The organism is Actimicrobium sp. CCI2.3 (genome assembly GCF_035019065.1).
GTDB lineage: Bacteria > Pseudomonadota > Gammaproteobacteria > Burkholderiales > Burkholderiaceae_D > Actimicrobium.
This window is the reverse complement of the sequence record NZ_JASJWR010000030.1, coordinates 1-26,072: the sequence shown is the minus strand read 5'-3', so window position 1 is coordinate 26,072 and position 26,072 is coordinate 1. Positions and strand designations below refer to the sequence as shown.

At 59.0% G+C, this 26,072-nt stretch carries 22 protein-coding genes; 13 read left to right on the top strand and 9 right to left on the bottom strand.

What is annotated here, in order from left to right; translation table 11 throughout:
• The first annotated feature begins 36 nt into the window (after positions 1-36).
• The 8 genes from pyk to QN370_RS16010 all read left to right on the top strand — a co-directional run bounded on the left by pyk (position 37) and on the right by QN370_RS16010 (position 8,232).
• Positions 37-1,470 carry a pyruvate kinase gene (gene pyk / locus QN370_RS16045; protein WP_322129190.1) on the top strand — a complete coding sequence of 478 codons (1,434 nt, stop codon included), beginning with the start codon at positions 37-39 and terminating at the stop codon, positions 1,468-1,470.
• Positions 1,471-1,517: 47 nt separating this feature from the next.
• On the top strand, positions 1,518-2,582 hold the full coding sequence (fba, locus tag QN370_RS16040; protein ID WP_322128610.1) for a class II fructose-bisphosphate aldolase: 1,065 nt from the start codon (positions 1,518-1,520) through the stop codon (positions 2,580-2,582).
• A 98-nt stretch (positions 2,583-2,680) separates the two neighbouring features.
• The gene (locus tag QN370_RS16035) at positions 2,681-3,577 is read left to right on the top strand and encodes a phosphoribosylaminoimidazolesuccinocarboxamide synthase (RefSeq protein ID WP_322128609.1); all 897 of its coding nucleotides are present in this window, start codon (positions 2,681-2,683) and stop codon (positions 3,575-3,577) included.
• Between the two features lies 1 nt (position 3,578).
• Entirely contained in the window at positions 3,579-4,070 is a 492-nt protein-coding gene (purE, locus tag QN370_RS16030) for a 5-(carboxyamino)imidazole ribonucleotide mutase (protein ID WP_322128608.1), read from the top strand.
• Positions 4,067-5,260, top strand: coding sequence for a 5-(carboxyamino)imidazole ribonucleotide synthase (locus QN370_RS16025; protein WP_322128607.1), 1,194 nt, complete (start codon positions 4,067-4,069; stop codon positions 5,258-5,260). The genes purE and QN370_RS16025 overlap by 4 nt, the downstream gene beginning before the upstream one ends.
• Before the next feature lie 7 nt (positions 5,261-5,267).
• A complete protein-coding gene (locus tag QN370_RS16020; RefSeq protein WP_322128606.1) occupies positions 5,268-6,269 on the top strand; it encodes an L-threonylcarbamoyladenylate synthase in 1,002 nt (333 codons plus the stop codon).
• 137 nt (positions 6,270-6,406) lie between these two features.
• Positions 6,407-7,474: an SGNH/GDSL hydrolase family protein gene (locus tag QN370_RS16015; RefSeq protein ID WP_322128605.1), complete on the top strand. Its 1,068-nt coding sequence runs from the start codon at positions 6,407-6,409 to the stop codon at positions 7,472-7,474.
• Between the two features lie 71 nt (positions 7,475-7,545).
• Positions 7,546-8,232, top strand: a complete 687-nt coding sequence (locus QN370_RS16010) for an OmpW/AlkL family protein (RefSeq protein ID WP_322128604.1) — start codon at positions 7,546-7,548, stop codon at positions 8,230-8,232.
• An 81-nt stretch (positions 8,233-8,313) separates the two neighbouring features.
• Here the strand turns inward: QN370_RS16010 and QN370_RS16005 are convergent, their stop codons facing one another.
• Positions 8,314-8,832 carry a flavin reductase family protein gene (locus QN370_RS16005; RefSeq protein ID WP_322128603.1) on the bottom strand — a complete coding sequence of 173 codons (519 nt, stop codon included), beginning with the start codon at positions 8,830-8,832 and terminating at the stop codon, positions 8,314-8,316.
• 100 nt (positions 8,833-8,932) lie between these two features.
• Between QN370_RS16005 and msrA the strand changes: the two genes are divergently transcribed.
• The gene (gene msrA / locus QN370_RS16000) at positions 8,933-9,463 is read left to right on the top strand and encodes a peptide-methionine (S)-S-oxide reductase MsrA (RefSeq protein WP_322128602.1); all 531 of its coding nucleotides are present in this window, start codon (positions 8,933-8,935) and stop codon (positions 9,461-9,463) included.
• A gap of 26 nt (positions 9,464-9,489) precedes the next feature.
• On the opposite strand, the gene pdxH is transcribed toward msrA, so the two are convergent.
• The gene (gene pdxH / locus QN370_RS15995; RefSeq protein ID WP_322128601.1) at positions 9,490-10,125 is read right to left on the bottom strand and encodes a pyridoxamine 5'-phosphate oxidase; all 636 of its coding nucleotides are present in this window, start codon (positions 10,123-10,125) and stop codon (positions 9,490-9,492) included.
• Between the two features lie 149 nt (positions 10,126-10,274).
• On the opposite strand from pdxH, the gene tcdA reads away from it, so the two are divergent.
• Entirely contained in the window at positions 10,275-11,096 is an 822-nt protein-coding gene (gene tcdA, locus QN370_RS15990) for a tRNA cyclic N6-threonylcarbamoyladenosine(37) synthase TcdA (RefSeq protein WP_322128600.1), read from the top strand.
• Positions 11,097-11,147: 51 nt separating this feature from the next.
• Entirely contained in the window at positions 11,148-12,518 is a 1,371-nt protein-coding gene (ppnN, locus tag QN370_RS15985; protein ID WP_322128599.1) for a nucleotide 5'-monophosphate nucleosidase PpnN, read from the top strand.
• Between the two features lie 33 nt (positions 12,519-12,551).
• On the opposite strand, the gene QN370_RS15980 is transcribed toward ppnN, so the two are convergent.
• From QN370_RS15980 to QN370_RS15955, 6 genes are all read right to left on the bottom strand, one after another.
• Positions 12,552-13,499, bottom strand: a complete 948-nt coding sequence (locus tag QN370_RS15980; protein WP_322128598.1) for a metallophosphoesterase family protein — start codon at positions 13,497-13,499, stop codon at positions 12,552-12,554.
• Positions 13,500-13,519: 20 nt separating this feature from the next.
• Entirely contained in the window at positions 13,520-15,535 is a 2,016-nt protein-coding gene (locus tag QN370_RS15975; RefSeq protein WP_322128597.1) for a putative bifunctional diguanylate cyclase/phosphodiesterase, read from the bottom strand.
• Between the two features lie 138 nt (positions 15,536-15,673).
• Positions 15,674-16,837 carry a Wadjet anti-phage system protein JetD domain-containing protein gene (locus tag QN370_RS15970; RefSeq protein ID WP_322128596.1) on the bottom strand — a complete coding sequence of 388 codons (1,164 nt, stop codon included), beginning with the start codon at positions 16,835-16,837 and terminating at the stop codon, positions 15,674-15,676.
• Entirely contained in the window at positions 16,834-20,217 is a 3,384-nt protein-coding gene (locus QN370_RS15965) for an ATP-binding protein (protein ID WP_322128595.1), read from the bottom strand. The genes QN370_RS15970 and QN370_RS15965 overlap by 4 nt, the downstream gene beginning before the upstream one ends.
• Positions 20,210-20,836, bottom strand: coding sequence for a DUF4194 domain-containing protein (locus QN370_RS15960; protein ID WP_322128594.1), 627 nt, complete (start codon positions 20,834-20,836; stop codon positions 20,210-20,212). The genes QN370_RS15965 and QN370_RS15960 overlap by 8 nt, the downstream gene beginning before the upstream one ends.
• Before the next feature lie 2 nt (positions 20,837-20,838).
• Positions 20,839-22,302, bottom strand: a complete 1,464-nt coding sequence (locus QN370_RS15955) for a DUF3375 domain-containing protein (RefSeq protein WP_322128593.1) — start codon at positions 22,300-22,302, stop codon at positions 20,839-20,841.
• Between the two features lie 250 nt (positions 22,303-22,552).
• Between QN370_RS15955 and QN370_RS15950 the strand changes: the two genes are divergently transcribed.
• On the top strand, positions 22,553-22,990 hold the full coding sequence (locus QN370_RS15950) for a hypothetical protein (protein WP_322128592.1): 438 nt from the start codon (positions 22,553-22,555) through the stop codon (positions 22,988-22,990).
• Positions 22,987-23,982: a CapA family protein gene (locus QN370_RS15945; RefSeq protein WP_322128591.1), complete on the top strand. Its 996-nt coding sequence runs from the start codon at positions 22,987-22,989 to the stop codon at positions 23,980-23,982. Before QN370_RS15950 ends, QN370_RS15945 begins: the two co-directional genes overlap by 4 nt.
• 7 nt (positions 23,983-23,989) lie before the next feature.
• Here the strand turns inward: QN370_RS15945 and QN370_RS15940 are convergent.
• A partial coding sequence (locus tag QN370_RS15940) for a carboxypeptidase regulatory-like domain-containing protein (protein WP_323581749.1) occupies positions 23,990-26,072 on the bottom strand: 2,083 nt, incomplete at its 5' end.

Below are 26,072 nucleotides of genomic sequence, written 5' to 3'. Positions count from 1 at the left end.
GCCAACCACACTTCGTTGAAAGGCCACAGCATGTCATTGTCCCGCGCTACCAAAATCGTTGCCACCATCGGCCCCGCTTCCAGTGACCTTGACACGCTGACGCGAATGATCCGGGCCGGCGTCAATGTCGTGCGCCTGAATTTCTCGCATGGCAAGGCGCAAGACCATATCGACCGGGCCGCGCTGGTGCGCCAGGCGGCCACCGAGTGCGGCGTCGAGATTGCCATCATGGCCGATCTGCAAGGTCCCAAAATCCGGGTTGGCAAGTTTGAACATGGCAAGATCGAGCTGGTCAAGGGTGCCAGATTCACGCTCGATGCGGCCTGCCAGATGGGTAATCAGGATGTGGTTGGCCTCGATTATCGCGAGCTGCCCCGCGACCTGCGCGTCAATGATGTGCTGTTGCTCAATGATGGATTGATCGTGCTGATCGTTGACAAGATCGTCGGTAGCGCCATCCACACCACGGTGCGTATCGGCGGCGAGCTGTCAAACAACAAGGGCATCAACCGGCAGGGCGGTGGCTTGTCCGCACCGGCGCTGACCAGCAAGGACATGGAAGACATCAAGACCGCGATGAGCATTCAGGCGGATTACGTGGCGGTCTCGTTTCCGAAGAGCGCAACCGACATGATGATGGCGCGCCAACTGGCCAACATCGCCGGCGAGCAGTTCGGTCACAAGCCCTTGATGATCGCCAAGATCGAACGGGCCGAAGCGATTCCGGTCTTGCAGGAAATCCTCGACGCTTCCGACGGCATCATGGTGGCGCGCGGTGACCTCGCTGTCGAAGTCGGCAATGCGGCGGTGCCGGCACTGCAAAAACGCATGATCAAGATGGCGCGCGCCTCGAACAAGCTGGCCATCACCGCGACCCAGATGATGGAGTCGATGATTGTCAACGCGGTACCGACGCGCGCCGAGGTGTCCGATGTGGCCAATGCCGTGCTCGACGGCACCGATGCGGTCATGACCTCGGCCGAAACAGCATCCGGCCGCTACCCGGTCGAGACCGTCGAAGCGATGGATGCGATCTGCATCGCCGCTGAAAAATCCGAGGATTACAAGCTCGATGCCGACTTCCTGAACCTGACTTTTACCCGGATCGATCAATCGATTGCGTATGGCGCGCTGTTCACCGCGTATCATCTGCGCGTGAAAGCGATTGTGGCCTTGACCGAATCAGGTTCGACACCGCTCTGGATGAGTCGGCACAACATCGATATCCCGATCTTTGCGATGACGCCGAGCATGGCGACCCAGCGCAAGGCAGCGCTGTATCGCAACGTGCGGCCTTTCGAGCTGGAGCAATCGACCGATCCCGATGTCGTGCTGAAAAATGTCCAGGATTTGTTGCTGGCCAAAGGCGTGGTGGAAAAGGGTGACATGATTGTGGTGACCTGGGGCGAGCCGATGGGACAAGCCGGTGGCACCAACGCGCTGAAGATCGTCAAGATCGGCGCACATTGAAATACCGAATCGAATACCGCACATCTAACTAGCTCTGGAGTCTCACCATGCCACTCGTCTCAATGCGCCAACTGCTCGACCACGCTGCTGAAAATGGCTACGGCCTGCCGGCATTCAATGTCAACAATCTCGAACAGGTACTTGCCATCATGAGCGCGGCCGATGCGGTCAATTCGCCCGTCATCATGCAGGCCTCGGCCGGTGCCCGCAAATATGCCGGCGAACCGTTCCTGCGCCACCTGATCGAAGCGGCCATCGAAGCCTATCCGCACATCCCGGTCGTGATGCATCAGGATCACGGTCAGTCGCCGTCGGTCTGTATGACCGCGATCCGCTCCGGCTTCTCGTCGGTGATGATGGATGGTTCGCTCAATGAAGACGGCAAATCGGTGGCCAGTTACGAATACAACGTCGAAGTCTCGCGCAAGGTGGTCGAGTTTTCGCACGCCATCGGCGTGACGGTCGAAGCCGAACTCGGTGTGCTCGGCTCGCTCGAAACCATGATGGGCGACAAGGAAGACGGCCACGGTGCCGATGGCAAGATGACCCGCGAGCAATTGCTCACCGATGTCTCGCAAGCCGCCGACTTCGTTCACCTGACTCAGTGCGATGCATTGGCCATCGCGATCGGGACGTCGCACGGCGCGTACAAGTTTTCGCGCAAGCCGACCGGCGACATTCTGGCGATTGACCGCATCAAGGAAATCCACGCCCGCATCCCGAACACGCATCTGGTGATGCATGGTTCGTCGTCGGTGCCGCAGGAATTGCTGGCCGAGATTCGCGAATTCGGTGGCGACATGAAAGAAACCTACGGCGTGCCGGTCGAAGAAATCCAGGAAGGCATCAAGCACGGCGTGCGCAAGATCAATATCGACACTGATATCCGTCTCGCGATGACCGGCGCGATCCGCCGCTACCTGTTCGAGAATCCATCCAAATTCGATCCGCGCGACTACCTGAAACCAGCCCGCGAAGCAGCGATGCTGGTGGCCAAGTCGCGTTTCCTGTCGTTCGGTTGCGAAGGCCAGGCCTCCAAGATCACGCCATTGTCGCTCGAAAAAATGGCCACGAAATACAAGCAGGGCGACCTGAAACAGATCGTCCAGTAAGTCTTCAGTAACGCGTTAATTAAACAGAAACCTGTCCCACGGGGCACTTACGGCCGGCGTTGCGCATGCATCCCCGGCCGGATTTCATGGAAAAACATATGACCAGTCTTTATCAATCCGAGATCCCGTCGTTGCCGCTGTTGGGTCGCGGCAAGGTGCGCGACAACTATGCCGTCGGTGACGACCAGATCCTCATCGTCACGACCGACCGGCTGTCGGCGTTCGATGTCGTGATGAACGAAGCGATTCCGGCCAAGGGGCGCGTGCTCAACCAGATGTCGAACTTCTGGTTCGATAAACTCGCCGCCATCGTGCCGAATCACCTGACCGGCGTGTCGCCGGAATCGGTCGTGCAAGCCAATGAAGTCGATCAGGTGCGTGGGCGCGCGGTGGTGGCCAAGCGCTTGCAACCGATCATGGTCGAGGCAGTCGTGCGTGGTTACCTGATCGGCTCCGGCTGGAAAGATTATCAGGCAACCGGCGCCGTCTGCGGTATCGCGCTGCCGGCCGATTTGCGTCAGGCCGACAAGCTGGCCGAGCCGATTTTTACACCAGCGGCCAAGGCCGAGGCGGGCGAGCACGACGAGAACATCAGCTTCGCCGACATGGAACAGCGCCTCGGTGCCGAACTGGCCGCGAAGATGCGCGATGTCAGTATCAAGTTATACCAGGCAGCAGCCGATTATGCCGCTACGCGCGGCATCATCATCGCGGATACCAAGTTTGAATTTGGCCTCGATGCCGATGGAAAAATGTATCTGATGGACGAAGTGCTGACGGCCGACTCGTCGCGTTTCTGGCCAGCTGATTCGTACGCGCCGGGCAGTTCGCCGCCGTCGTTCGACAAGCAGTTCGTGCGCGACTATCTCGAAACGCTGACCGCCTGGCCGAAGACGGCACCGGCACCAAATCTGCCGGCTGACGTGATCGAAAAAACGGGTGCCAAATACCGCGAAGCGCTTGAGCGTCTGACCGGCAGCACGCTGGAGGATTGAGATGACAGAATCGGTAAAAGTTGGCGTCGTGATGGGCTCGTCGTCGGACTGGGAAGTGATGCAGCATGCGGTCGCGATGCTCAAGGATTTTGGTATCGCACATGAGGCGCAAGTGATTTCGGCGCACCGCATGCCGGACCATTTGTTTGCCTATGCCGAGAGCGCCCGCACGCGCGGCCTGGTCGCCATCATCGCCGGTGCGGGCGGTGCCGCGCACTTGCCGGGCATGCTGGCGGCCAAGACCATCGTGCCGGTGCTGGGTGTGCCGGTGCCATCCAAATATTTGCGTGGCGAAGATTCGTTGCTGTCGATCGTGCAGATGCCCAAGGGCATTCCGGTGGCGACCTTCGCCATCGGTGAAGCCGGTGCGGCCAATGCCGCACTGACCGCCATTGCGATCATGGCGACCACCGATGATGCACTCGCTGCCAAGCTCGATGTATTCCGCGCTGCGCAGACGCAAGTCGCGCTGGCGATGGTGCTGCCGGTATGAGCATTGTGCCGTCCGCGTTGATTCCGTCGGCAACACCGGCGACCTGGCTCGGCGTCATGGGCGGCGGCCAGCTTGGCCGGATGTTCGTCCATGCCGCGCAAGCGATGGGTTACAAGGTCGCGGTGCTCGAACCTGCTGCTGATGCGCCGGCGGCACACGCCGCCGATCGCCATCTGGTGGCGCATTACGACGATGTCGACGCGCTGCACGAACTGGCGCGGCAATGCGTTGCCGTGACGACCGAATTCGAGAACGTGCCGGCCGCCAGTCTGGCCTTGCTGGCGCAGCATGCCCGTGTCGCTCCGTCGGCCGCGAATGTCTCGGTGGCGCAGGACCGGATGGTCGAGAAGCGCTTCTTCATCGACTGCGCCGCACGCTCCGGCGTGCTGCCGGCACCGCATCAGCTGATCGCTGCCGACAGCGATATCGACCTCGTGCCCGCTGCGCTACTGCCCGGTATTCTGAAGACAGTACGCCTGGGCTATGACGGCAAGGGCCAGGTCCGGGTCACGACGATTGCCGAACTGCGCACGGCTTTCGCCGGCATGAACGGCGTGCCCTGCGTACTCGAAAAAATGCTGCCGCTGGCCTATGAAGTCTCGGTGCTGGCGGTGCGTGGTCACGATGGCAAATCGGTGGTCTACCCGATTGCCGAAAACGTCCATCGTGACGGCATCCTGTTCACCACCACCGTGCCCGGCCCGAATGTGTCGGCCGAGTGCGCGGTACGGGCGCATGACGCGGCGCTGGCGATCATCGACCAGCTGGGTTATGTCGGCGTGCTGTGCATCGAGTTTTTCATCCTCGATGATGGTTCGCTGGTGGTCAACGAGATGGCACCGCGTCCGCATAACAGCGGTCATTACACGATCGATGCGTGCATGACCAGCCAGTTTGCCCAGCAGGTGCGGGCGATGACCGGACTGGCGCTGGGGGAGGTGCGCCAGCACTCGCCAGCGGTGATGCTCAATATCCTTGGTGACCTGTGGTTTGATCTGGCTACCGGCGAGCGTGTCGAGCCAGCCTGGGATCGCGTGCTGGCTTTGCCCGGTGCAACCTTGCACCTGTATGGCAAGGATGATCCACGGCCTTCCCGCAAGATGGGCCATGTGACTTTCGTGGCGACCACGCTCGCTCAGGCACAAGCAAGCTTGCAAGCGGCCTGCGCACTATTGCGCATCGCACTGTAGGCCGCGAATGAGTCTGCCTTTGTCTGACGAGATCGACCGCGCTGCGCACCTGCTGGAACAAGGACGGTTGGTGGCGTTCCCGACCGAGACCGTCTACGGCCTGGGAGCGGATGCCGAAAATCCGGCGGCGATTGCGCGCATCTATGCCGCCAAGGGCCGGCCGTCGAATCATCCGGTGATCGTGCATCTGGCACCGGAAGCTGATCTGGCTTATTGGGTCAGTGCGATTCCGACTGCTGCGCAAAGTCTGATCGACGCCTTCTGGCCGGGTCCGCTGACGCTGATCTTGCCGCGTGCCGCGCATATTCCGGCAGCGGTGGCAGGCGGACAAAATTCGATTGGCGTGCGCTGTCCGTCGCATCCGGTCGCGCAAGCATTGCTGCGCGCGTTCAAGGGTGGCATGGGCGGGATCGCGGCACCGTCTGCCAACAAGTTCGGGCATGTCAGCCCGACCCTGGCGCAGCATGTTCGCGACGAGTTTGCCGATGGCTCGGTTGACCTGATTCTTGACGGCGGCCAGAGCGAGGTTGGCATCGAGTCGAGCATCCTCGACTTGTCGCGTCTGCACACGCACGGCCCGGTGCTGCTGCGGCCCGGACGCATCACGGCGCTACAACTGGCAGACGTGCTCGGCGTTGCACCGGCCGCACCGGACGCTGCTGCGCCGCGCGCCTCCGGTACGCTTGAAGCGCACTATGCGCCTCAGACACCGGTGGCCATGGTCGCCAGCGCGGCACTTCCACAGGTCCTTCAACAACTCGCCGCCGCCGGTCGTCGGGTCGTATTGCTGCACTGGAGCGATAGCCAGCACGCCGATGCGTTGCAACTGCCATCGTCTCCGGCCGGCTACGCGCACGGTTTGTATGCCGGTTTGCGCGTACTCGATGCTGCGTCTGCCGACGTGATTCTGATCGAAGCGCCGCCGCATTCTGCCGACTGGCAGGCTGTCAACGACCGCTTGCGCCGGGCAGCGTACGACTCGACAGGCATTCTGGAGCGACTCCTCTAATTACTGGCTATCCGAACGGGATTTTGCGTCTGGTCAATCACTGTTATCAGTGACATACTCATTCAAAATTAAAAGAACACACGTGCGTTTCGTGGAGTTTTCGTTCGTTATAAAAAGCCTTTTAAAGGAGACACGCAATGCAACAGTTCAAGCTATCCGCCGCTGTTCTTTCCCTCGCTGTCCTCGCCGGTTGTGGCGGCGGCAGCACCGGCAGCCCTTCCAAGCCGCAATTCAGTGCCGTCATTTCGTTCGGTGACAGCCTCAGCGATGCCGGCTCCTACACCCCGGCCACGATCAATCCTGCGACCAAGTTGCCTACTGGCGGCAAGTTCACCATCAATCCGGGTCCGATCTGGATCGAAGACATTGCCACCAAGCTCAACCTTGCGATCACACCGAACGTGGTCGGCTTCGGCACGGCCAGCGTGACGTGCCCAGCGGCCAGTTGCACGGCTTATGGCCAGGGTGGTTCGCGGGTGACTGACGCCAACGGTATCGGTCACAGCGACGGGGAATTGACCATTCCGATGAAAACGCAGATGGACAATCACCTGGCGGCCAACGCGAGTTACAAGCCGACTGATCTGGTGTTTGTTTATGGTGGCAACAATGACGTGTTTTATCAGGCCGGTTATGTCGGTGCGGTAGTCGGTGCCGCCTCTGCCGCACCGGGGGCAACCGCCGCCAGTATCGGCGCTGCAGCACAGGCAGCCCAGCAAACCGCGGGTCTGGCGATGGCCACGGCAGCTACCGAACTGGCCGGTTACGTGCGCGACAAGATCCTCGCCAAAGGTGCCAAATACGTTGTCGTGATGAACTTGCCGGACAGCGCACAGACGCCGTATGGTGCTTCGACTACCGCTGATGGTCGGGCCTTGCTGACCGGCCTGGTCAATACCTTCAATGCGACTTTCCAGAAAGCCGTCACTGACCTGGCACTGGATGTGGTGGTGGTCGATGCCAATGCGGCCAACAAGGATGTGTTTGCCAACCCGGTCCAGTACGGCGTGACCAACTTCAATGTGCCGGCGTGTGATCTGACCAAATTGCCGGGGGGCTCTTCGTTGTTCTGCAATGCCAGTACCTTGATTCCGACGGCCAATGCGGGCTTCCTGTTCGCTGACTCGGTCCATCCGACCATTTTTGGTCATCGCCTGTTCGCCGATTACGTCACGCTGCAACTGGCGAAAAAGGGCTGGTTCTGATCGCCGTGGGCGGTGCCCGCCGCCCGTAAAGAACAATACATAACGAGAATCCCTCGAACTGGAGAAGACACATGAACAAATCCGTATTTGCTTTGCCTCGGCTGCTTACCCTGGTGGCCGTTGCCGCACTCGGCACGACAGCCTTGCCGGCAGCGGCCCAGTCGGCCGGCCAATGGTCGGTCAAGGTCGGTGAAAACCTGATCACGCCGAAGGTGAAAAGTGGCGATCTGAGCGGTCCCGGTCTGGGTGGCGTGAAGGTGGATGTCAACAGTGCGTATGCACCGATTGTCGCGGCCACCTACATGATCACGGATAACATCTCGACCGAGCTGGTGCTTGGCCTGCCGTATCGTCATGACATGGTGGGCAAGGGCACGATCAACGGCGTCGGCAAGATCGGCGACGTCCAGCAATTGCCGCCTACCCTGTTCTTGCAGTACCGGCTTCTCGAACCGACTGCACGGTTTCGTCCGTATGTCGGGCTCGGCGTGACCTATGGCTATTTCCGTGATGCCCATGCGAGTTCAACGCTGGTGGCATTGCTCGGCCCGACTAACGTCGAGATCGATGCGAAGTTCGGCATTTCGCCACAGATCGGCGCCACGTATGCGATCAACGACCGCTGGTTCATTGATTCCGCGCTAGTCAAAACGTATCTGAAGACGACGGCAACGCTGGATTCTTCCGGGATCAAGCGCACCATCGATACCAAGCTTGATCCGGTGTCATTCAGTATTTCGGTCGGCTACAAATTTTGAGTCGGCGGCTGCGCTCAACAGCGTAGCTGCACTAAAAAAAGCGTTGCAGGTAATCCGCCTGCAACGCTTTTTTTGCGGTGCTTACGCCGTTGGCAGAGTGCTGGCCGAACAATAGGCCCCACCGTGATAGACCAGCGGCGCGCGTGGTGCCACTTCACAGTGGGTCACTTCGCCGACAAAAATCACATGATCGCCTTCCGGGTAGCGGCTGCGGTTGCGACATTCGAACCAGGCCACTGCGCCGCGCAGGACTGGCTGGCCGTTTGCGGAAAAATCAAGTTCGACTCCCGCGAACCGGTCTTCGATGCGGCTGGCAAAACGGTTCGCCAGACCGGACTGGTCGGCTGCCAGCACATTGACCACGTAGTGGGTACCGGTGCTGAATGCATCCATGCTGCTGGCAGAGGCACCAAGACTCCAGAGCACCAGCGGTGGCTGCAGCGATACAGAGTTGAACGAGGTGGCAGTCAAACCCAGCATCGTGCCATCGGCCGCGCGGGTTGTGATGACGGTGACCCCTGTGGCAAACTGAGACAGCGCATGACGAAAGTGGCGGCTGTCAAACGGTTCCATCGTAGTGTTTTGAGTTGGTAGTGGCATCGGGCTTCCTGAGAGTTGCGACATTATGCCGAAAAAGCCGGTTTCCTGCGGTATACCGTTGTTTGCGTTAAAGTCAGGACTTCGACGAGAGGGAGAGAACATGGCTAAGGAAATGGCAACATTAGGCGGAGGCTGTTTCTGGTGTACCGAAGCGGTGTACCAGCAACTCAATGGCGTACTGGCGGTCGAGTCCGGTTACACCGGCGGCAGCGTCGTCAATCCGAGTTACGAAGCGGTATGCAATGGCACCACTGGTCATGCCGAAGTCGTGCAGGTCACCTTTGACAGCAGTGTCGTCAGCTATCGCGAGATCCTGGAAGTATTTTTTACCATTCACGATCCCACCACGCTGAACCGCCAGGGTGCCGATGTCGGAACGCAGTACCGCTCGGTGATTTATTTCCACTCCCCGGAGCAGGAAGACATGGCGCACCACGTGATCGCCGAAATGGCGAATGTCTGGGATGCACCCATCGTTACCGAACTCAGTGCGGCAACGACTTACTACAAGGCCGAGGAGTATCACCAGAACTATTTCGTCCAGCATCCGGATCAAGGTTATTGCGCTTTCGTCGTGGCACCGAAAGTCGCCAAATTCCGCAAGATGTTCACCGCCAAGCTACGTTCGTGAAGTAGCTCGGCGGTACCAACGGCACTTTATGGCTGCAGGCGCTCACGCTCCCAGTCGCCTTCTGGCTGCCGCTGGTAAGCAATCCGGTCATGCAGGCGCGACGGCCGACCTTGCCAGAATTCGAGATAGTCGGGTACCAATCGGTAGCCGCCCCAATGGGCAGGGCGCTCCGGAGCCGGGCCGCTTGCCAGTTCGGCGGCACCGAACTGTGCTTCCAGTGCTTGCCGGCTTTCCACCGGTTCGCTCTGGGCAGAGGCGATCGCACCGATCCGGCTCATCAGCGGACGACTGTTGAAATAGGTATCGTTGTCCGCATCCGAGACCCGTTCGACGCGGCCTTCGATACGCACCTGGCGTTCCAGTTCGACCCAGTGGAATAGCAGCGCAGCATGGCTGTTGTGCTGCAATTCCTGCCCTTTGCGACTGGCGTAATTGGTGAACCAGACAAAACCGTGCTGATCGAATCCTTTGATCAGCACGATGCGTGAGGATGGCCGGCCATCGGCAGCGACCGTAGCGACGCTCATTGCGTTGGGTTCCGGCACCTGTGCGGCCAGCGCTTCGTCAAACCATTTGACGAATTGCAGGATCGGGTCATCGAGCACATCGCTGCGCGACAGGCTGGCCTGACTGTAATCCTTGCGCAGATCAGCGATTGACATGGGAAGCTCCGGTGATTGTGCTGGTGTTGCTCATAGCGTCGCTCATGGTGATGTCCTTGGTAGATGGTGCAATGCAGTGGCCTTTATTTTAGGCGCAAACACAATGATGCCGTCCGTTAAAATGATGGATGACTTTTCTTCACGTAACCATGACAGACTCCCTTGTGCACGATATTGATTTTGACCGACGTTTTGGCGGTATTGCCCGTTTGTACGGGGCTCCCGCGCTAGCCCGATTTCGCGCCGCCCATGTTTGCGTGATCGGTGTCGGCGGCGTCGGTTCCTGGATTGTCGAAGCGCTGGCACGCAGCGCGATCGGACAAATCACGATGATCGACCTCGATAATCTGGCGGAGTCCAACGTCAACCGGCAGATCCATGCGCTGACCGCAACGATGGGGCAGGCCAAAGTCCTGGCGCTGGCCGAGCGCATTGCCCAGATCAATCCGTATTGCCAGGTCAACCAGATCGAGGAATTCATCGACGCCGATAACCTTGATGCGATGATCGGCAGCCGTGGCTATGATTTCATCGTCGATGCCATTGATAACGTACGCGCCAAGACCGCGTTGATTGCGTACTGTCGCACGCACAAGCTGCGACTCATCACGATCGGCAGCGCAGGCGGACAGGTCGATCCGACCAAAATCGCCGTATGTGACCTGTGTCGTACCGAGCAGGAGCCGTTGCTTGCCAAGGTGCGCAAACGGCTGCGCGCCGAGCATGGTTTTCCGCGCGGCACGCGCAACAAGTTCGGCATCGATGCCGTGTATTCGACCGAGCATTTGCGCTTTCCCGCTGTCGCGGAAAGTGCCGATGAGGACGACGAGGCTGGCGTTGCCGGTGCTGCCGGTGCCGCCGGCATCACCGGACTCAATTGCGCAGGGTTCGGATCAGCCATGGTCGTGACGGCCACATTCGGTCTTGTTGCTGCGTCGCAGGTATTAAACAAAATTGCTTTTGAGGAATAACCTATCTCGGTACACTGAGATTGCCCTTCACTTTTTCAAGAATTGACCCCCATGATTTATCCTACTGTCGATACCCAGATCTCCCCTGAAGGTCACCTTGAAGTCCTCTCGAAAGCGGAAGTCACCAGGTTGCTCGATCGCAGTCGCAGCGGCATGTACCAGCTCTTTCGCAATTGCTCGCTGGCAGTGCTCAATTGCGGCAGCGATATGGATGACGGCAAGGTGCTACTGGAGCGGTATCCGGATTTTGATATCGGCATCGTGCTGCGCGAACGCGGTATCAAGCTCGATGTGCGCGGTGCGCCTGCCAGTGCGTTTGTCGATGGCAAGATGGTCCGAGGTATCCGCGAGCACCTGTTCGCGGTATTGCGAGATGTTATCTATGTCGACGAGGCAATCTATAACGGCGGTTCGCTCGACCTCGCGACATCCGAAGGCTTGACCGATGCCGTGTTCCATATTTTGCGTAATGCCCGCGTGCTGAGGCCGTCGCTGAGTCCGAATCTGGTGGTGTGCTGGGGCGGTCATTCGATTGTGCGCAATGAATACAACTACACCAAATCCGTCGGTTACGAACTGGGTTTGCGTGGGCTCGATATCTGCACCGGCTGTGGCCCGGGGGCGATGAAAGGCCCGATGAAAGGCGCGACCATCGGCCATTCCAAGCAGCGTATCCAGAACAGCCGCTACGTCGGGTTTTCCGAACCAGGCATCATCGCAGCCGAGTCGCCTAATCCTATCTGCAATGAACTGGTGATTTTGCCGGACATTGAAAAGCGTCTTGAAGCGTTTGTGCGGGCGGGTCACGGCATCGTGGTTTTTCCAGGTGGACCGGGTACCGCGGAAGAAATTCTGTATCTGCTGGGTATCCTGCTTCATCCCGCCAATGCAGAAATTCCATTCCCGTTAATCCTCACCGGTCCGGCAAGTGCGCAGGCTTATTTCGAGCAGATCGACCGTTTTATTGGCGACACGCTAGGCGCAGCGGCACAGGCCCGCTACCAGATCATCGTCGACGATCCCGCTTTGGTTGCGCAGCAAATGGATAGCGGCATCAAGGCGGTACGCGAATTTCGCAAGACGCATGGCGATGCCTATTACTTTAATTGGCTACTCAAGATTGACCAGGAGTTTCAGCAGCCATTCGCGCCTACCCACGCCAACATGCGCGGGCTGCGCCTGCACAAAAATCAGGAGCCGCACTTGCTGGCGGCGCACCTGCGCCGAGCTTTTTCCGGCATCGTGGCGGGCAATGTCAAAGCCGACGGGATCAAGGCAATCGAAGAACATGGCCCGTTTGAATTGCAGGGCGACGCGGTGATGATGGCTTCGATGGACGCACTGCTGGCATCGTTTGTCGAGCAGAACCGGATGAAGTTGCCGGGCGCTGCCTATTCGCCGTGTTACCGGATTCTGCGCTAACGGCAGTCGGGCCGGGAAGAGTGTCCCGGCCTCTTATTTTCCAGTCATCGCGACGCAGCGTGCACTGCCATGATCGCGGAACAGGCCACCACCGACCGGCACGAAGTCCCATTCGTAGCCGGTTTTTTTCAGGATCAGTTTGAGCACGCCAAAGGTATTGTTGTTGGCGGTTTCACTGCCTGCGACAAAGAAGCGAAATGGCGATAGCTCGGCACCGCCGGTGCCGACGACAAATTGGCGCATGGCACCATTCGGTTCTTGTGGTGCGAAGCGTTCGTAGTCGTGGTCATGTGCCGACAGGATCAGGTCAGTGCCGGCGCTGGCCAGGAGTTGCCATACGGCGCGCATGTGCTCATTGCTACCGTGACCACCCGAGCTTTGCACTGGGTGATGCCAGAATGCCAGCGAGCAAAGCGACGGATGCGCCGCCAGATCGGCCTTGAGCCAGTCGAGCTGGGCCTGCTGGGCAGCGCCTTTGAGGTTACTGTTCAACGACATCAGATGCCAGTCGCCGACCTCGGTGCTGTAATAGCCGCGTCGTTGCGGGCCAGCCAGATCGCCGAAATAATCGTAGTAGCCGGCCGCGCCCACGCTGTAGTACTCGTGGTTGCCGGGGCTGGGCAAGGTACGTTGCTTGAAGCGCCCCCAAGTCGGGGCATAGCAGTCGGCATGTTCCGCGGAGGTGCCGGATTGATAGACGTTATCGCCAAGCGTCAGGACGATTGCGCTGGCATCATTGGCCAGGCCGGCGGCGATCAATTCTGCGCTTCGGGCCGCCATCGTGTCGGCAGCAGCGCTCTGGCGGCAATCGGCAATGTCACCGGCAGCGAAGACGGTGACGCCGCTGCCGGCGATGACCGGCCCGGGTACATCGGCTGCCCCACTGCGGTGGCCACTGGCGCAACCGGTCAGTGCCAGCACCAGCAGTGCTGGTCCGGCTCCGGTCAGAATGTTGAAATAAGGGGCCTGCAAGTTAGTCATCGAAATCTCCTGGCCGGAGACTACGGTGTTGCTGGCCACAAAGCAATGTCTGTCTTGACGGGGGCAGGGAAGACGATTTGACCGGAGTGGCATTGCAAGTAGCGCTGTTGCAGCATGGTCGGTATGTCGCTCGCGGGGACCGGTCGCGAGATCAGATAACCCTGGATTTCATCGCAGTTGAGTGATTGCAGGATGCGCAATTGCTCGACGGTTTCGACTCCTTCGGCCACGACGGTCATGCCCAGCGCATGCGCCATTGAAACAATAGCCCGGAAAAATACCTCGCCTTCCGTTGTTTTGCCGAGCTCTGACGTGAACGCGCGGTCGACCTTCAGGACATCCATGGCGAGCCGTTGCAATTGCGACAGGGACGAGTAACCGGTACCAAAATCATCGACCAGTAACTTGATGCCCAGCGCGCGGATCGTTCGGAGTTCGTGCGACAGCTCCTCCTCTTCGCCCATCATCAATGACTCGGTAATTTCGATCTCGACCAGACCAGCATCAATCCTGTGGCGCAGCATGTGCGTTGCGAACAAGGCCTTGGTGTTGCCCTTGTCAAACTGGCGTGGCGAGACGTTAACCGACACCGGAACAACCGCCAGGCCGGCTTCGCGCCAGCGGGCAAGCTGGCTGCAGACTTCTTCGATAACGAGTTCCCCCAGAGCGAGGATCATGCCCGTTTCTTCAGCAATGGCAATGAACTCAAGCGGCGGCACCATACCCCGTTCCGGATGTTGCCACCGCACTAGTGCTTCCAGTCCGACCAGTTGTCCATTGTCGGCATTAATGCGTGGCTGATAGAAGAGCACGAATTCATTGCGCTCGATCGCACAATGCAGGGCGCGTTCGATATCGACTCTGGCTTTCAGCGCTTCCGACATGCGCGGCTCATAAAACTGGTAGCGATTTTTCCCAGCCGTTTTTGCACAGTACATCGCGATGTCGGCATTTTTCAGCAAGTCACCAGCGGCGTCGCCATCGTACGGAAACAGGCTGATGCCGATCGAGATGCCCACCGTATCCGTGCCATGGCCTAGCTCGAAAGGGGTGGTAAAGGCATCGATGATGCGCTGTGCAACCAGTGCGCTGGCATGGCGATCGGCAATGGCCGAGAGGATGACAGTAAATTCGTCGCCACCGAGCCGGGCGACATGGTCACCCGGACGCAAGAACGATTTCAGGCGTTGTGCCGCCATCCGTAACAGTTCATCGCCGGCAGAGTGGCCGAGGGTGTCATTGACGTCCTTGAAATCATCGAGGTCAATGAACAGGACGGCGACCATGCGGTCCGTCTGGCGTGCCTGCTTGATCGCGTCTGGCAAGAAGCCGGTGAGCCAATTACGATTTGGTAACTCGGTCAGGCTATCTTCGTTCGCCATGCGCCAGAGTTCGCGCTCGTGTATTTTCCTTTCCGAGATGTCGCGCAATGTCATGGCGATGCCAGTGCCGGTGCGCACGAGCTTGCGGTGCATCCATTCTGGTTCGTGCGGATGCTCGCGGTGACCTCGCAATTCATCCTCGACATACCCAAGCTTGAGTGCGGTACGCATCGTTGCCATCATCTCGGTAAAGTGCGTCGCCGAAATCAGTTCGGACAAGTGCATGCCAATCAGTGTGGTCGCATCGACCCCATAGAACAGGGCACCCCGGCTATTGCAATCACTGATGAGGAAATCGACGGTATTGCCTTGCTTGTCATTGATTGCCATCAGGATGGATATGCCGTCAATGCTGCACTCGGTCGCCATGCGGTAGGATTCCCGGACTTCATTTCTCTGGTATCGATGCCAGGCGCGAGAAGACCACAACCAGGCTGCCGTCAATGCAATGAGCGCCGGCAATAGCGTGATTAGCTCAGGCGTTCCGTTGGCGTGCTGTTCACTGACATGAAAGGCAATCAGGACAGCGCAAAGAAAGGCCCAGAACAGCATCATTGCGCTATTGTTTTTAAGGAAGCGCAACCGGCGCGGACCCGATCCCGCAGTCGGTGCCACGTGGCGTTTCAGGGATTGTTGGAGGTCGTTTACGCTCATGTTTCCATGTCTGAGAAATGGATTAAATTGTAACTCTTGGTCAATAATAGTCGGTAATCAGGATTGAGGGGAAGATTGCTTGAGAGGTGTTGCAAATTGAATCGGTGCATTTTTCCATGAGTGCCGGACAGGCACCCTTCAGTCACCAGCGAGCGCTGTCAATGCTGATTCGACCCAGCCGAAACCGATTCTTTCTTGCTCCAGGCGCACGTTCTGGCCCAGCCGGTTGTCGCACAACATGTCGTACAACGCCCGTTCGTTGAGTTGCAGGTGAGGCAGTTCACGTCGTGTCGGCGTGTCTTCTTTTCCCCATTGCGTGGCAAAGGCCAGCAATGTGGCGTGGTCCATCATCAGCGACTCGACGTGCGCAAACTGGCTGCGTAACTGATCGAGAATGGCAAAGCCATGGGTGTCGATATCGCCCCAATAGATCAGGCGACAACGCGTGAGCCAGTTGTTTTCACGCAGTACGTCGAAGCCATAACCGGCACCGAAGAGCACCATGCTGTCCCGAGCCAGCGGCAAGGACAGGAAATTGATTTCGTTTTCAGTGATGAAAACGCGGGTGACGGGCGGATCGAGGCGGGCAAAACTGGCACCATCGAGTGTGATGTCGGTGTCCAGTCCCGCCTGATCAATCAGGCGGAAACGGATGCGCAACGGCTTGTCACGAAAGCCGTACCGGCGCGCAAAACCGGCATTGCCCGTAGCGGCTGCGTCAATGGTTTGGGCAGGCAGTGCGAGGTCGAGCAAGGCACCCAGCACGCCGCGATGCGCTTCGATGAATTTGCTATGGATGCCGGCGATATCGACCTGGCGCAGATAGCGCTCAGGACGCGGATGTGCCTGCATCCAGTCGACCACAGCCAGCAGGTGTGGCCATTCATCGTGGAGTGCCAGCGCTTGCAGTGGCCGGAGAGCCAGCCACGGCAGCACGGCGGGCTGACGCGCACGCGTCTGGTCGAGCAGCGCGCCGAAGCGACGTGCATCACGATGTTTGTCCAGCAGCAGCAGGGCATCGTCGAGGCGATCGATCCAGACTGCATCCGGCACGCTATTGGTACCGAGCACCGGGTGCCGGAACGTGCGCTGGACGACGCGGCAGTGCGGCAGCGTATTGATCGCAGCGATCCACGTTCGTGCGGCATCGAAGTGCCCGCTCAGTTCGGTCGAGGAGGGCGATTTCAGCAGCAGCCGGCGGGGAAACAGTGACGCACCGGTCACCGTGCTGGCCAGCAGATCGCCGCGCTCCCACAGCTTGTGCAATTGCGCGATCAGGTCGGACGGAGTGGTCCACTTCATCCGGCCAGCCGGGCTTTTTCGGCACGGTATTCTTCAATCGACAAGTTGCGTACCTTTGAGGCGCGACCGTCTTCGTTATGGACAAAGCCGACGCTGGCCACGAACGGTTCGATGATATGAATTTTTTGCAATGGCGTGACGATGAGCAGTTGCAAATTGAGCTGGGCAAACAGGCGCAAGCCGTACTGTGCGGATTCATCCGAGCCGCGTCCGAACGCTTCATCGATGACCACGAAGCGGAACGAGCGCGAACGCACTTCATCGAATTTCAGGCCGAACTGATAGGCCAGGCTGGCAGCCAGTACGGTATAGGCCAGCTTCTCTTTTTGTCCGCCTGACTTGCCGCCCGAATCCGAGTAATGCTCGTGCTCGGTGTCATCTTCGCGCCAGCGTTCGCTGGCGGCAAAAACGAACCAGTTACGCACGTCAGTGACCTTGGCAGTCCAGCGCCGGTCTTGTTCGGACAAGCCGTCGCGACCTCGAAAGCGTTCGATGATCTGCTTGACCTGCAAGAACTTGGCTTCCGAATAGTGTGCATCGTCGGTGCCGCTCAGCGAGCCTTCGGTGCAGGCTCGCAGCTCGCCCTGGAAGTCGCGGATATCGGCATCCGGCGTGACCTGGGCTTCAAGCACGATGTAGCGCGCCGGGTTGTAGTCGATGCGGGTTAGCGATTCATTGATGCGGCTGATGCGCTCGCGGATGGTTTCGCGTTCGCGTGCCAGTTGCGAATTGAAGTTGGCAATTTCGCGGATGGTGTTTTCGTTGAGCAGCTCCTTGAAGCGCGCCTCGAAACGTGGCAAGTCGTCGGCCCGGAGATTGTCGAGCATGGTGCGGTATTCAAAGGCCGCATCGATGTTGGCATCGACCTCGGCGGTATCGAGCTTGAACGCGTCGTTGTAGGCGCTCATTGCCTTGATGATGCTGTCGCGCAGCCGGTCTAGTTTGCGCATTTCTGCATCGATACGTCCCTGCAGCCAGTCGCGCAATTCCCGCTCGCGGTTGTCGCACGAGTCGACCGATAACTGATGCTCGCCGAGCGCCTCGCTGCGCAGCGTGTCGAGCCGGACGAAGCGCTGGGAGTGGGTCGTGAACGCGGCATCATCGCGGATATGGATGACACTTGCCTGAGCCAGTTCGGCATCCTGTTTTTTCTGGTCAATCTTCGAACGCTTGTCCTTGTGCGTTTCCAGTTCGCGCTCGGATTCGGCCAGGGACGCGCTGACTTCCTGCAAGCGCTCTGCCAGTTTTTTCAGCACATCCGACGCCGATTCCAGCGCCTCCTTTTCGGCGTGCAATTGCGCGATCTCGCGTGCCAGCGCTGGCCAGTCGAGCTCATCGAAGTCGGTGTATTCGTGCAGTTGCGACAGCGCCGTCAGGCGTTCGGTCAGCGTCTTGCGCAGCGCCTGGATGCGTGAGATCAGGCTGCCGAGATCGGCCAGCTTTTCTTCCAGCGTGCGCGCCTGTGCTTCGAGTGCTGCGATCTTCGCGGCATTGGTCCAGCCGAGCACAAAGCGACTGCGGTCATCAATGCGGTGCCGGTCGTCTTTTTCGTGGCGACCGCCGCCGGTCTTGATCTGGCCGCCTTGCGTGATGGCGCGGGCTTCGCGTCGAAACTGTTCTGGCGTCGTGCAGCAGGGCACGTCAAAGCGCTGAGCCAGTTCGCGCTCCAGCCAGTCATAAAATAACGAGTCAGGCTTGATGGCCATCTTGCGTACCAGCGAATCGGGATGCAGGCTGGCCGACTCCTTGCGTGATGATGGGCGGACGTGGAAGTACACCAGTCGCCCACGCAGGTGGGTCTTTTCGACCCATTCGGTAACGCGCGCGTAGTGTGCCTCGGGCACCAGCAACGACAGGCCAAAGCCACGCAACAGCCGTTCCGCGGCACCCTCCCAGGCACGTTCGTCGTCGCGCACTTGCAGCAGTTCGCCGGCAAACGGCATGTCGTCTTCGGAGAGTTTCAGCGCGGTACACAGCGCAGCGCGCATCATGATTTGCTCGACCGGAATATTGCTGCGACGCGCTTTCAGGCTGGTGATCTCGGTGCTCAGCGCGTCATGTTCCAGTTTGCCCTGACGCAGGCTGACACCGTGTTCGGTCAGTCGATTTTCCATGCTGGCATCTTGCGTGCGGGCCGATTCGACCAGTTCCGACAGGCGCTGTTGCTGTGCCAGAAAAGCGGCTTCCTCGTCGCACGGGGTTTCACCGACCGCACGTGCGAGCTCGGCATACCGGCGTGACTTGCGTTCGCGCACATCGCGCTCGCCGCTCTTGCGTGTGATCTCGCTGGCCAGTCGTTCCAGCCGGTCGCCGCCGTTGTCGGCGATGCTGCGGCGCAGGTCGCTTTCTTCGCTGCGACGTTCTGCCAGCAATTGGGTCAGGCGGCGTACTTGATGATCCTGTCGGGTCCATTCTTCGACCAGGTTGGCGAGGCGCTTGTCGAGAAGATCGCTCTTGAGGCTGGCGAAGTAACTGCGCAATGCATCGCGGCAAGCGCGCAAGTCATCGGACGTGGCGATGAGTTCACCATGGCGCACGCAATCGGCGACCAGCGGTGTCAGTAACGCGACTTGCTGCTTGGCTTTCAGTACCGCTTCATGAGCGCGGTGCAAGTCATCAAAATGGCCAATCAGGGCGGCAATGCGCGGCGCGACATCGAACGGTTCGAGCATGTGATTGCGCACGAAGTCAGTCAGGTTGCCGACGGATTTCATCGAGACGGTTTGATGGAACAGTTCCAGTGCCTGGTCGTTTTCAATGCCGAAGCGACGCCGGAACCACGCCGCATACGGCGGGAAGGTGTCAAAAACATCTGCTCCGGCAGCACGCAATTTCTTGCGCAGCGCACCGATGTCGGCACCGAACTGGGCGAAGTCGGTGGCGATCGTCATGGCCTTTTCGGCACCGACAAAAAAGCGTGCCGGCTGGCCTTGCGCGTCCTTCATCCAGAACACTTGCGCCAGCGTGATGGTCTGGTCGTAGCCGGCGTTATGGAATACGCCAAGGATCACCGAATAGTTGTTGTGGTCGCGCAGCGCAACCGGCTTGGCGCTGCCGCTGCCGTCGTTGCGCTCGGACTTGTAATGCCCCAGCACGTACGAGCGCAGCGTGCGCTCCTTGCTGTCGGCTCCGGCGGCCTTGTTGTAGGCAATCTTGTGGGCTGGCACCAGCAGTGTCGTCACCGCATCCACGAGCGTCGATTTGCCGGAGCCGATATCGCCAGTCAATAAGGCATTCTTGCCGTCGGGATCGAGCGACCAGACCCGGCCATCGAAGGTGCCCCAGTTGAAAACTTCGAGGTGCTGCAACCGGAAGCCGGAGAGGGTGTCATCGGCGATAAAGTCCATGCCGAAGGTCTGTTGTTCGCCGGGTTTATTCATGCGTTGTGACTCCGTTGAGCGTGCTCTGGTAGGCCGCCAGCCGCGTGTCGAATTCGGCTAGCCATTGCGCATCGACGAAGGCTTTCAGGATGCGTCGCACTTCAAAGGCGGGCGGGCCGACCTTGAGTTTGCGCAGAAAACCGAGCTCGACGACTTTGTTGATGTGGGTGTCGACCTGATCGATCAGGCGGACTTCGTTGCTGCTCTCCGGCAGAAAAAGGCGGATCAGGTCGACGATCGCGTCGCGCTCCAGAATCAGTCGGGAGTCGCCGCCACTGGCATCGAACTCGGCCATTTTCTTGCGCAACAGCGCCAGCAGCAGGCTGACCGGAAACGACAGCGGCCGGCGCGCCACCAGTCGCGGCAGCTTCGCGGCATCATCGTCCTCGGTCATCGACCGCGAACGCAGAAACGCATAGCCTTCAGCTTCGTCGAGCACCAGCTCAAGACCCAGCACCAGGACATAGTCGCGCACGCGTGCCTGCAAGTTGAGCAAGCCGTTCCAGAGGCCGGCATCGCCATCCCGGTACAGCACGCCCTTGAGCAAAACGATCACCAGCGCAGACAAGTCGGCGCTGTCGGGGCCATGTGGTGCGTCCCGTTGGGTTTCGTCAGTCATTGTTACCTCAAAAAAATCACGCGCGGCAGGATCGCCTGCTTGTGGAGTAGTTGGCCATCGTCGCCGGTGCGGCTCCAGATGATCGGCTCGCTGGCATCTTCGTCGACGATGCTGGTGAAGGTGTCGCTGGCCAGTTGCAGGTAGGCCACCAGTTCGGCCAGTCCATGTTGCAACGGATGCAGTGCGCAGACTTCGCGCAGCGTCACTTGGGCTCGGTCTTGCAACGCATGTCGAACCTGCCGGACCAGTTGCGGCTTGTCGATCACGACCTGGTCATACAGTGTCTGCAGGGTCGCTGCGGACGTGTCGTCGGCCCCGGACTCCAGCGCGATATCGGTGATGCGCGGCTTGATGGACGGTGTGAAGAGTGGCCGCTCCATCGGCAAGTCGAGATCGGCTGCGGTGTCGTCGATTTGCATGACGACACCCGGTGGTGGCATGGGGCGTACGGCTAGTGCACGTACTTCGATGCCGCGCAGGATATCCATGATGCGGCGGTTTTCCAGCCAGGCCTGATCATCGAGGAAGCGCCGTAATTGTTGCGACAGGTGTGCCACCGTGCGCTGCGTGTGCTCACCGGCTTCTAGCCAGTCATAGTGTACGCGCCGGATCCGCGCATCGGGTTTGAGCTCGGCCACGGGTGCCAGCCCTAGCACGCGGTCGAGCAGCGTCGATAATTCTTCCTGTCGGCTGCTCGACATCAGGAAATCCCAGAACGCGCGAAAGCTCTTGCCCTGGTCCGAATCGGCAATCGCATCGCGTTCGCCCATGATCTGTTCCAGCAATTCCCCTTTGGCCCCATCCCACAGGGCGATGCGTTCGCGCACACGTCGGTCGAGTCCGCGAAAGTTATGTTCGACTTCGCGAAAGTCGGTCAGCAGTTCGCGCGCCAGTGCCGTGAATTGCTGGAAACGATCTTTCAGTCCCGTGTCGTCGAGGACAGCAACATCGCCGGCCAGGACGCGCGCGATGTCGGCATCGATGGCATCGCGCTGCTGGTGCAATTGGGCCAGTCGGGTGGCTGGATTGTCGTCACTGCCGCTGCTGATTTGCTTGAGCAGATCGAACAGCGTCAGCAAGCGTGATTCGGTACCGACGAAACTGCGCTCAGCCAGCGTGCCTAGCCAGGCGATGGCTTTTTCGGTCGATGGTGTCAGGTCGAAATGCGGCTCGTCAGAGCCTTGCTGGTAAAACTTGCGCAGCCAGCCCTTGTCGGTATTGGCCCAGTCATTGAGATAGTCGAGCGCGGGTTTCGGGTAGGTGTCGGCACCGTAGCGCTCGCGCAAGCCGAACAATTCATCGTCGAGCGCTTCGGCCAGATCGGATTGGGCGATCACGCGCAGGTTCGGCGTGATGAAAGCGCGCTCCAGGAAGCTGGCGATCAGTGATGCGTGATCTGATCGCAGCAAGCGCCAAGCGGGGTGGGACAGTCGGAGCAAATCAAGGGTAGGGTAATCGAGAGGCATGCGTTCCTATCTGATTCTGTATCGTCCAGTTATACCCGAAGCATGCGTGAAAGCTTGAAAAAATGCCAAAGGCAGCTTGTTGGCGTTGACGTAGTTCAAACAGAAAAGTGCGTTGCGTGATGGGTGTCGACAGATATTGTTATAAGCGCAATATTGCCGGATACTTTGCCCGCTGCTTTGACGACTGCGTTGAAGACTGCTTAACGGACGCTCGATGCGAAAAGCACGACGTCCAGAAAATGAGGACACCATGGATTGGCTGAGTGATCGGTACTGCCCGGATTTCAAACACCAAGTACGGCACGCATGGTTGGCAACTTGCCTGGTTGCTGCACTGATCCCGGTCACGCTGCTGGCATCTCCGGTCTTGCGTTGCGAACTCGAACAGGGTGGTGTCACACGTATGCTGGACGTGACGCCGACCGACGATCCGTATCGTGTCAGAGGCATCGACATCAATGGACGGTTCCGCTTCAAGGCTGTGATGATCGGCAATGAACGGCAGGTCGATTACATCAAGCTGTACACCTACGGTCAGGCCCGGAACCAATCTGTGCTGCTGCATCAGGCGACGTATCCCTCGCCCTCCGCGTCGCCTGCGTCCTTGACGGGCATCCATTTTGTCTATGCGCCCGACCTGGAGCGTGAATTGCAGTACCAATGCACGCTGCTGGAGGTGGCATCATGAAGTCCTGTGTTCTGATGGCGCTGCTGGCCGGACTGCTCCGGTTGACGCCGGTATCGGCCGCCGAGCCGTCGGTGTCGATCGCTTTTGTCGGCGACATCATGCTTGATGAAACGCCTGGCAAGGTCATTAAAAGCGGTCGTGATCCCTTCGCGCCGTTCGCATCAATTCTGGACTCAGCCGATATCCGTATCGGCAACCTCGAGTGCGTGGTCGCCACCAAAGGCACGGCGCAAGCCGACAAGCCGTACACCTTTCGCGCCCATCCACGCACGCTGCCGGTCCTCAAGCGTCACTTCGATGCCGTGGCACTTGCCAATAACCATTCCGGCGATTTCGGGCCGGTGGCTTTTGCGCAAATGCTCGGTCTGCTGGAGAACCAGGGCATCGCGTATTTTGGCGGCGGGCGCGACCTCGCGCAGGCGCATAGGCCGTTGATCATCGAACGCAATGGCTTGCGGGTTGCCCTGCTCGGTTATAACGAATTTTTCCCACGTAGCTTCGAGGCCGATACCGATAAGCCGGGTATCGCCTGGAGCGAAGACGAGCAGATCCGCCTCGATATCGGCCTGGCGCGCAGCCGGTATCGTGCCGACCTGGTGATACCGGTGATGCATTGGGGCTGGGAGCATGAACCCCTTGCCGGCAAGCGCCAGCGGCAACTGGCGCGATTGATGATCGCCGCCGGGGCCGACGCCGTCGTGGGCGGTCATCCGCATGTGATCCAGGATGTCGAACAGTACCAGGGCAAACCGATCATCTACAGCCTGGGCAATTTCGTGTTCGATGGTTTCACCGATCCTGACAATACGACCGGCTGGTTGCTGCGCATGGAGCTGGACCGGCAAGGCGTGCGTGGCTGGCGTACGGTATCGGCACGCATCGACCATGAAGGCACGCCCCATCCTGCGCTGCAGTCGGGCGGATTGTGCTGGGAAAGAGGGCAGGACGAGGCCTCCCTCTGTACCGTGTCGAGCCTAAAAATGGCGCAGTAGAAAAAAGTTATCGGAAAGGGGCGTCATCAGAGCCTTGCGACAAGGTGCCGAGTTTTACCGGATTGCTGGTGTTGACATGAAAGTGGGTCGTGTGCCCGGCGAACGGCCGTATGACGCTGGCTGCTGGCCGTCCATCCGCAAGCGTCACGCCTTTGATCGCGTCATAGAACGCATTGCCCGCTTTTGCCGTGTAGGTTACATATGCAATCTTGGCATTGAGCCGTACACCTGGCGTGTTGAGGATGTCCACCATTTTTGCCGCCGTCGCTGCATCTCTCGCGTTGTATCCCGGAAACCAGCCATCGGCATCCTGCCCGGTGCGGTGCGAGGCATGCGGTGCCATGGCCCCGCCATGCATATTGCTGAAATCGCCGTATGTCGCGGATATCCTGGAAAAAATAGTGAGGCTACTTGGCCGAGCCCAGCCGTCGCCGCCTTCCAAGCTATTTCGTTCGCCATAGCGGGCCGTTCCTGTCCAGAGCGCAAGCAATGGATAACTCCCTATTTCCTTGACGGCGGTCTCACCTTTTTCAGTTTTTACTTCCAGCTTCAAGGTGAGGTTGTCATCCGCTACCGTGTTGATGGCTCGAAGTGCGGATGAGGGAATTTCAAACGCCAACGCTTTGTTGGGAAAAACAATCGACCCTTTGCTGCCAAAAGGCACGTAAATGCTGGGCTTCAGAGTGTCAACCAGTTCGCCGCTCGCCTTCAGCACACCGCCTTGAAATACCTGCAGCGCCAACGAGGTCACCTTGTCTTCTTCAGGACCATTTAACGAAAAAGTCGCATGGACATGCGTATTGCCATTAAAGAAGGGGTGGGGTGCCGCGCTGAAGTGCGTCAAGGCGGTGTCATCGATATCAAAAAGTGCTGCACTGGTTACGTCCACTTTACTGACACCGACCGCATCCAGAATGACGGACGAGTCCACAACACCATCACCAACATTGGCTACCGTAATGTCGATTTGCACGGGTTTTGCTGGCCCGTCTGTTTTGGGCGGTAGCGTTAAAAATAATTCTTTCCACGCAGTTGAGCCACCAGCATCAAATGCTGACGCACCGAGGCCATTCATGGTGCCAGAGGCCGCTGCGCTCGGGCCCTCTTCACTGCGTATCCTGACGTCAAACGCGTCGTTATATCTGGTGTTGTAAAAGGTTGGAAATTCGCTCGTCTGGAACCGGTAACGGAGTTTTATCGAGGAGGTGGTGCTGGTCGGAGTGAAGGTATAGGACACCGTCTTCGGGCCCTTTCCATTGGTTGAAATTTGCAGGTCTTTTTTAATGACTTCCTGGGCATATGCCGCAGGAAACGGAAGCCACTGGTGGATGAGATGCAGCAAGGCGGCCGTCGTGGATTGGGGAGTGGTCGGGCCGACTGTTTCCGTGTGCGGGATGAGCGTGAGTTTGGCATTGCCCGGATTTTTCCAGCCCAGGATGCCCTGACTGAAATCGTTATTTAACGTAGCGACCGGCGTATCCAGTTCAACCAGCGCCGTGGTGGGAAAAGTTGTGCCGGGTACGCCGGAGGTCGTGCCCGGAAGACCGGATGGGCCAATCACCGAAATGAGGACAGTGCGCGTCGGGAAGTTGCCCAATTTATAGTTGCCACCCGTATCGGTCGTGGTTTCTGCAGCCAGCTTCGCATCGTCACCGAGTGCGGCAACGACCTTTGCGCCGGCAACGGGATTGCCGGCCTTGTCGACTACTCTTCCTGTCACATCCGATACTCCCGCACCAAACGGCAGTTGGGCTTCAATGACATTTCCGTCCTCGTCAGGTGCAAAGATCAAGAGCATATTGACGCCGTCTGTCAACGGCGCGGAGATGCGGAGGGAAGTTGGTGTTGCTACCAGAGAGCCAGGAGCGATCAAGACATTGTTCAGGTAGACCGTATAGGCCGACACATCACTGACGAGGTTTCCACCAATGGCATCCACGGTGACTGGTCCGTTCGCGGCAACGAGTGCATTGTCAGGGTGCCGGATTTGAAAAGTGATCGGAGACATGGCCGCTGTAGTGGTCAAGTTATTTCGGACACCCCAATGGAAGTATTTCTGCCATTTTCCGTTCAAAGACGGAGGGCGACAG

Bases quoted from the DNA above. Each gene is read 5' to 3' on its own strand.
- QN370_RS16035 (WP_322128609.1), top strand. From the start codon at position 2,681: ATGACCAGTCTTTATCAATCCGAGATCCCGTCGTTGCCGCTGTTGGGT.
- fba (WP_322128610.1), top strand. From the start codon at position 1,518: ATGCCACTCGTCTCAATGCGCCAACTGCTCGACCACGCTGCTGAAAAT.
- QN370_RS15965 (WP_322128595.1), bottom strand. From the start codon at position 20,217: ATGAATAAACCCGGCGAACAACAGACCTTCGGCATGGACTTTATCGCC.
- msrA (WP_322128602.1), top strand. From the start codon at position 8,933: ATGGCTAAGGAAATGGCAACATTAGGCGGAGGCTGTTTCTGGTGTACC.
- QN370_RS16015 (WP_322128605.1), top strand. From the start codon at position 6,407: ATGCAACAGTTCAAGCTATCCGCCGCTGTTCTTTCCCTCGCTGTCCTC.
- purE (WP_322128608.1), top strand. From the start codon at position 3,579: ATGACAGAATCGGTAAAAGTTGGCGTCGTGATGGGCTCGTCGTCGGAC.
- QN370_RS16005 (WP_322128603.1), bottom strand. From the start codon at position 8,832: ATGCCACTACCAACTCAAAACACTACGATGGAACCGTTTGACAGCCGC.
- QN370_RS15955 (WP_322128593.1), bottom strand. From the start codon at position 22,302: ATGCCTCTCGATTACCCTACCCTTGATTTGCTCCGACTGTCCCACCCC.
- QN370_RS16025 (WP_322128607.1), top strand. From the start codon at position 4,067: ATGAGCATTGTGCCGTCCGCGTTGATTCCGTCGGCAACACCGGCGACC.
- QN370_RS15970 (WP_322128596.1), bottom strand. From the start codon at position 16,837: ATGAAGTGGACCACTCCGTCCGACCTGATCGCGCAATTGCACAAGCTG.
- pdxH (WP_322128601.1), bottom strand. From the start codon at position 10,125: ATGTCAATCGCTGATCTGCGCAAGGATTACAGTCAGGCCAGCCTGTCG.
- QN370_RS15975 (WP_322128597.1), bottom strand. From the start codon at position 15,535: ATGAGCGTAAACGACCTCCAACAATCCCTGAAACGCCACGTGGCACCG.
- QN370_RS16010 (WP_322128604.1), top strand. From the start codon at position 7,546: ATGAACAAATCCGTATTTGCTTTGCCTCGGCTGCTTACCCTGGTGGCC.
- QN370_RS15950 (WP_322128592.1), top strand. From the start codon at position 22,553: ATGGATTGGCTGAGTGATCGGTACTGCCCGGATTTCAAACACCAAGTA.
- ppnN (WP_322128599.1), top strand. From the start codon at position 11,148: ATGATTTATCCTACTGTCGATACCCAGATCTCCCCTGAAGGTCACCTT.
- QN370_RS16020 (WP_322128606.1), top strand. From the start codon at position 5,268: ATGAGTCTGCCTTTGTCTGACGAGATCGACCGCGCTGCGCACCTGCTG.
- QN370_RS15980 (WP_322128598.1), bottom strand. From the start codon at position 13,499: ATGACTAACTTGCAGGCCCCTTATTTCAACATTCTGACCGGAGCCGGA.
- QN370_RS15960 (WP_322128594.1), bottom strand. From the start codon at position 20,836: ATGACTGACGAAACCCAACGGGACGCACCACATGGCCCCGACAGCGCC.
- tcdA (WP_322128600.1), top strand. From the start codon at position 10,275: ATGACAGACTCCCTTGTGCACGATATTGATTTTGACCGACGTTTTGGC.
- QN370_RS15945 (WP_322128591.1), top strand. From the start codon at position 22,987: ATGAAGTCCTGTGTTCTGATGGCGCTGCTGGCCGGACTGCTCCGGTTG.